The organism is Chitinivibrionia bacterium (genome assembly GCA_009779925.1).
Taxonomy (GTDB): Bacteria; Fibrobacterota; Chitinivibrionia; order Chitinivibrionales; family Chitinivibrionaceae; genus WRFX01.
Map to the genome: position 1 here is coordinate 263,730 of WRAZ01000001.1, position 6,394 is coordinate 270,123.

At 41.0% G+C, this 6,394-nt stretch carries 7 protein-coding genes; 6 read left to right on the forward strand and 1 reads right to left on the reverse strand.

The window, feature by feature from the left end:
• Positions 1-2 precede the first annotated feature (2 nt).
• Positions 3-1,082, reverse strand: coding sequence for an SPASM domain-containing protein (locus FWE23_01180; protein MCL2844055.1), 1,080 nt, complete (start codon positions 1,080-1,082; stop codon positions 3-5).
• Positions 1,083-1,175: 93 nt separating this feature from the next.
• On the opposite strand from FWE23_01180, the gene mutS reads away from it, so the two are divergent.
• The 6 genes from mutS to FWE23_01210 form a co-directional block, all read left to right on the forward strand.
• The gene (gene mutS, locus FWE23_01185; GenBank protein ID MCL2844056.1) at positions 1,176-3,803 is read left to right on the forward strand and encodes a DNA mismatch repair protein MutS; all 2,628 of its coding nucleotides are present in this window, start codon (positions 1,176-1,178) and stop codon (positions 3,801-3,803) included.
• Between the two features lie 35 nt (positions 3,804-3,838).
• The gene (locus FWE23_01190; protein ID MCL2844057.1) at positions 3,839-4,663 is read left to right on the forward strand and encodes a virulence RhuM family protein; all 825 of its coding nucleotides are present in this window, start codon (positions 3,839-3,841) and stop codon (positions 4,661-4,663) included.
• Between the two features lie 170 nt (positions 4,664-4,833).
• Complete coding sequence (locus FWE23_01195) at positions 4,834-5,241, forward strand: hypothetical protein (protein MCL2844058.1); 408 nt, start codon at positions 4,834-4,836, stop codon at positions 5,239-5,241.
• Between the two features lie 186 nt (positions 5,242-5,427).
• Entirely contained in the window at positions 5,428-5,679 is a 252-nt protein-coding gene (locus FWE23_01200) for a hypothetical protein (GenBank protein MCL2844059.1), read from the forward strand.
• Positions 5,666-6,040: a type II toxin-antitoxin system PemK/MazF family toxin gene (locus FWE23_01205; GenBank protein ID MCL2844060.1), complete on the forward strand. Its 375-nt coding sequence runs from the start codon at positions 5,666-5,668 to the stop codon at positions 6,038-6,040. The genes FWE23_01200 and FWE23_01205 overlap by 14 nt, the downstream gene beginning before the upstream one ends.
• Before the next feature lie 160 nt (positions 6,041-6,200).
• The coding region (locus tag FWE23_01210) for a hypothetical protein (GenBank protein MCL2844061.1) at positions 6,201-6,394 on the forward strand (194 nt) is incomplete at its 3' end.

Consider the following 6,394-nt stretch of genomic DNA (forward strand, 5'->3'; position numbering starts at 1 on the left):
TGTCAGCTGTAAATGCGAGGCTCAGTGCAAACATTGCACGGAAATATTTTTTTGTCGCCGTAATCTTTCAGCATATAGCGAAGCAGGCAGTACTTTTCGCTCGAAAAAGCGTCGAATATGCTCATTTCTCTAATATTTCCTATGTCCATAAACTTGTGCGCTTTTACGTCGCTTCTTGTGTGGCAACACGGATTTATTGAGCCGTCGTAATTTATGTGCAACGCACTGTGCGGCTTAAGGCAGGGCATTTTTCGGCGCGGCGCGTCTTTGCAATTTACGCTTGCGGCTCTGTTGCTTACAATGTCCGCCAATTTACTTGCTCGAACTTCTATGTCAAAGTTTTCAAATTCGGTGATTTTTAGTTTGTCGTTTTGTATGTATTCGTATTTTAAGCCCAATTTTTCGGCAAATTCGGTAATTGCTTTTCTTTGCTCTTTTTCGCATTCCCAATCTTTATTGCTTGGTGGATAGCGGGTTATGCTCAAATAATTCATTCCCGCCTCGGCAAGTTCCGAGAGCAGTTCTTTTGTTGCAAAATCGCCGTTTGAGTTAGCGCCGATAACCGCGTTCGGCAGTTTTTCGCGGACAAATCGCGTTCTTTCCACGACAATTTTGTCGGCAAGCGGCTCGTTATATCTGTGAAAACATACGGAGTTGCTGAAATTTATAGAGGCAAGTTGCTCTATAATGATGCAGAATACATCATTCTGCATAAAAATATTCTTGCTGTGCCTGTCTATGTACGCATTCTGACAAAACGCGCATTTTCGATTGCAGTACGAGAATATTTCGACCTCGATGTATTTGCAATGCGCCTTAAAAACGTCCATTTTTTCTTGCGCGCTTTGCGGAGTGTTATATAGGCGGCTGTCGCAAATCATTCGATTATGGTCGTCAATATATTTTAACGCTTTGGAAATTTTACTGCTGTGCTTATATTTTTTGTCGGCGATAATTGCGGTGTTTTGTGTGTCGTATTTTTTAATTTTTCGCAACAAAAAAGCAATCCCGTTCAAAACAATCGGCAGTCCGAAATGAGCGAGAGTGTGAATTTCATCTTTAATTTTTGTCGATTTTTTCAAAATATCTCCTTTTTTTATGGAAAATAAAACAATTCCAAGCTCTGCCGCGGGTACATTTCGTATTTTACCTCAAAATTGTAAAGAAAGTTGAATATGACGACAACAAAACCACTACAGAAAAAATTGCCGCCGATGATGACTCAATACTACAGAATAAAGGCGGAATACCCAAACACCGTGCTTCTTTACAGGTTGGGAGACTTTTACGAAACCTTTGAAGACGACGCAAAAATTACCTCGAAAGTTCTGGGTATTACGCTTACAAAACGCAATCACGGCGGGGAAGAGGAAACTCCGCTCGCAGGATTTCCGCATCACGCGTTAGACAAATATGTTCACAAATTGGTAAAAGCCGGCTACAAGGTTGCCGTCTGCGAGCAAATCGAAGACCCCAAAGCCGCCAAAGGGGTGGTAAAGCGCGACGTTGTGGAGGTTATAAGTTCGGGAACGGGGGTCGGCGACAATTTGCTGGACGAACGAAGCGACAATAATATCGTATGCGCGTACGAAGAAAACGGCGAGGTCGGTTTTGCGGTTTGCGACGTATCGACGGGAAATTTTTCGGTAAGTTTTTCGGAGCTCAACGAAGCAGAGCAAAAAATTTCGCAAATCGTTCCCAACGAAATACTTTTGAGCGACAGTAAAGACGACGTGCTTTTCGGGATTGTAAAAAAGAATTTCCCCGAAATTGCGCTTTCACTCGAAGAAGAGCGAATATTCGATTTTGAATTCGGACAAAAGGCGATTTGCGAGCATTTTAACGCGGTCTCGGTAAATTCTTTGGGCTTGGAAGGCAAAAAAACCGCGGTAATTGCGGCGGCGGCGCTTTTGCAATACATAAAAAAATTAAAGAAAAATAATTGCAGTCATATTTCTAAAATATCCATAGACAGCGCAAAAACACACGCCTATCTCGATGCGGCAACCATACGAAACTTGGAACTGATAAAGCCCTTGCACACCGACGAAACAGGCGGCACTTTGGTATCGGTTCTGGACGAAACTTCGACCGTAATCGGCTCGCGCCTCCTTAAACGCCGGATAATAAATCCGCTTGCCGACGTGCAAGAAATAAACAATCGTTTGGATGCGGTAGAGTTTTTTTACAGAGAAATACAAACGCGCGCAAAATTAGATGAAATTTTAAGGCAAATCACCGACCTCGAAAGAATTATCGGGCGCGTTTCGCTTCAAAAAGTAAGCCCGCGGGACTTGGACGCGCTTAAAACTTCGATATTTCTTTTTCCGCAGATAATAACGCTCATAAAGAACTGCCCTCAGATAAGCATTTCCAAAATTTCGCAAAAAATAGACGGTTTACAGGACTGCGCCGAAAAAATCGCAAAAACCATAATAGAAAATCCGCCCGTATCGGCAACTGTCGGCGACGGAAATCTGATTTGCAAAGGCATAAACGAAGAACTCGACAGCCTGCGAAGCCTGCAAAGCGACGCGAAACAGTTTATAGCAAGATTGCAGGAAGAAGAGCGCCGAAAAACGGGAATTGACAACCTAAAAGTCGCGTTTAACAATGTTTTCGGATATTTTTTCGAGGTTTCCAAGTCGCAAATATCCAAAGTTCCCGCCTATTTTATAAGAAAACAAACGCTTGTAAACGGCGAACGCTACATTACGCCCGAACTGAAAGAATTTGAGGAAAAAGTCCTGACCGCAAGCGAGCGAATATCGGCGATAGAAACAAAAATATTTGCCGAATTAAAGGATTTTGTAGCGCAATTCAGCGAGAAAATTCAGGAAGCGGCGCAAAGTATTGCCGTTTTAGACGTTTTTTGTTGCTTCGGAAAAATCGCCTCGCAAAACAATTATTGCCGCCCAACCCTAACGCACGACTGCGATATGCTGATAATCGACGGCAGGCATCCCGTTGTAGAAACAATGGTAAACGAGCAATTTGTCCCGAACAACACCGACCTGACCGACAAAAAGCAAATTCTTATAATCACAGGTCCGAATATGGCGGGTAAATCCACATATTTGCGCCAAAACGCGCTCATTGCACTTATGGCGCAAATAGGCAGTTTTGTCCCCGCAAAGCAGGCGAATATCGGAATTGTCGATAGATTTTTCACTCGTATCGGAGCAAGCGACCGTCTTGCGCGCGGACAATCGACGTTTTTGGTAGAGATGATTGAGGTCGCGAATATCCTTAATAACGCCACCGAAAAATCGCTTATTTTGCTCGACGAAGTAGGTCGCGGAACATCGACTTTCGACGGAATGAGCATTGCTTGGGCTACGGCGGAGTTTCTGCACGACAAATTTCCCACAAGCGTTCGCACATTTTTTGCGACCCATTATCACGAATTAACCGAACTTGCCGACAAATGCAAACGAATGGAAAACGCGCATATTTCGGTCAAAGAATACAATCAAAACATAATATTCCTGAGAAAAATAGTTCCCGGCGGAAGTCCGCATTCTTACGGTATAAAAATAGCTAAACTTGCAGGCGTTCCCCAAGCCGTAATAGAACGCGCCGACGAAATAATGCACAACTTGGAGGGTCGCGAAGAGCAAACTCTCGCCAAAAAAACGCAGACAAAAACGCAATCCTCGCCGATTTCGCAAAGCGCACAAATAAGCATTTTCGACAGTTTCAGCGAAAGCGAAGTAGAAAAACGCCTGAAAACCGCGGATATAAACAACCTAACTCCGATAGAGGCGTTGAATTTGCTCAGCGAATTGAAAAAAATGTGTTGAGGAGCGGCAGATATTAAAAACAGGGATAAATAATTATGAATAAAGGTGAGATAATATTATATCAACCTGACGACTCCTTAAAACTGGAAGTTCAGCTTGAAGACGAAACCGTGTGGCTGTCTCTTGACCAAATTTCCGCACTATTTCAGCGGGACAAATCCACTGTATCACGGCACGTTAAGAATGTTTTTGAGGAAGGAGAATTGGATAAAGTTTCAGTTGTTGCAAAATTTGCAACAACTGCCGCAGATGGTAAAACTTATCAAGTAGATTATTACAACCTTGATGTAATTATTTCGGTTGGCTACCGTGTAAAATCTTTGCGTGGCACGCAATTTCGTCGATGGGCAAATCAGATATTAAAAGATTATTTATTAAAAGGATATGTCCTAAACCAGCGAATAGACAGATTGGAACGTAAAATGGTTGAGCACGATCAAAAATTTGAATTATTGATAAATACTTCTACGCCTCCCAAAGAAGGTGCCCTTTTTGAAGGACAAATTTTCGACGCATACATCTTAGCCGCCGATATGATAAAATCCGCAAATAAAACAATTGTCTTGCTCGACAATTATCCAGACGAAACTACACTACTTATATTGTCAAAACGCAAAGAAAATGTCAGTGCGCAAATTTATACAAAACAAATCTCCGCTCAATTAAAACTGGATTTAGCAAAACACAATTCTCAATATGCTCCGATAAAAATCAGCAAATCAACAGGTTTTCACGACCGCTTTTTGGTACTCGACGGTGTGGTTTATCATATCGGCGCTTCTCTCAAGGATTTGGGTAAAAGTTTGTTCGCTTTTTCCAGAATGGAGATTACGGAAAGTGAATTACTGAAGAATATCTGATAAAATTTTTATCAATTTCCCACAAAAAATCACCAAACCACCGCAGTACTTCAAAGCAAAACGTGTTTTTTTTCAAAAAAATATATTCCTCCTCTTGACTTTTTCATAAATCCGTAATGTATCTTTATTTAATAAAGTAAAGCGTTAGCCCCATAAATAAGGAGTTAATTATGAAGCATATAATTCTATTATTATTATTATTAAATTTACCGATTTTTGCGCAGGAAAACATAGAAAACGAAACGAATATTCCGCCTTTTAACAGTGAATATTGGTTAAGCGACGGTTTAAGGCAGGGAGACAGAACGCCTTTCAGCTTGAAGCCCGCTCGCAAAACATCTTTGTTTGTTTCTTACGACGGAATGTTTGAAGCGGAGAGAAAATTGCCCTTTACTACCGCAGTGTTTGCAATTATTTTATGGGGAAGAGAGTCTAACTTACAAGTTAACGAAATGCACCCGCAGAGTACATTTGAACGCAGTTTTTTTCAGAGCTGGTTTTGGAAAGAAGCTTCGGGAATTCCTTTTCCGCGAAATCTTGACCGCGGCAACCGCTATTTTAGGGGACTGAATTGGTAAAATATCCCGTCTTTTTTATCTTTTTCCACACAATTTTCACAAAACCAACCATCGGCGCAAATATAATCGTTGCGCCTTTTTTTGCACATTCTCGTGTTTTTCTCAAATTTTTTAAATTTTCCCGTAAATTAACGGTGGAATAATGTATTTTTTTATGTTATGTATTTAACCGAAAAAAGGAGCGATATGACAACAACGATTTCTATGCCGCAAAAATTGTGTGAGCAAGTTGCTCAGACAGCCCAATCAATAGGCGTTTCACAACGAAGATTTCTTATCGCCGCCATACAAGAATATTTGAATGCCTACAAAGCGAACGCTATCAGAAATAGCGTGAATAATGTTTACAAAAACTACGCTCCCGATGAGTTTGAATTAAGATTACAAGCCGCAGGAATAGAATCCATAAGAGAGCTTACAAAAAATGATACGTGGTGAAATTTGGTGGTGTGATTTTGGCGTTCCACGCGGAAGCGAGGCAGGATACAGAAGACCTGTTCTCATTATCCAAGACAACAATTTTAACAAAACCGAATTGAACACGGTTTTAGTTTTGCCTATCACAACAAATCTTTCCTTGAAAGATGTTTCGGGAAATGTTTTTCTGCCGAAAGAAATTTCAGGTTTGAGTAAGGACTCTGTTGTTGTTATGCCGCTATTAACCCACGTTGATAAACAAGTTTTAGAAGAAAAGTGTTCAAAAATAACTAATAAAAGCACAATTGAGGAAATAGAAGACGGCTTATTGCTAATTCTTGGTATAAATTCCTCTTATCCGATTTTTAATTATGCTTATTAAGTAAAATTTGTTATGCTATCTGTCGAATTAACAGGTCTCTTCATCGACGACGTTCTGCGCCTGCAATACTGATTTTTTCCACAAAAACAAAATAATCCCCCAACACCACCTTTGCCACAATGTATATTCTCTATATATAATGAAATGGGGAGGTTGCTTTATGGGCAAATCTATTAAGGCTTTTTTTGCGGCGGTTATGTTTACCGTAAGTTTGGTTTCGGCGCAAACAATAAACTGGACTGCGCCTGAAATTACAATCACTACCGAAGCGCAATTGAGACAATTGGCGCAGAGGGTTAACGGAACCGGCTTTACGGCGAGCAGTTTTCTTGGGCAAACCGTTATTCTCGGCAA

Coding starts and splice junctions, on each gene's coding strand:
- mutS (MCL2844056.1), top strand. CDS start 1,176: ATGACGACAACAAAACCACTACAGAAAAAATTGCCGCCGATGATGACT.
- FWE23_01190 (MCL2844057.1), top strand. CDS start 3,839: ATGAATAAAGGTGAGATAATATTATATCAACCTGACGACTCCTTAAAA.
- FWE23_01195 (MCL2844058.1), top strand. CDS start 4,834: ATGAAGCATATAATTCTATTATTATTATTATTAAATTTACCGATTTTT.
- FWE23_01200 (MCL2844059.1), top strand. CDS start 5,428: ATGACAACAACGATTTCTATGCCGCAAAAATTGTGTGAGCAAGTTGCT.
- FWE23_01205 (MCL2844060.1), top strand. CDS start 5,666: ATGATACGTGGTGAAATTTGGTGGTGTGATTTTGGCGTTCCACGCGGA.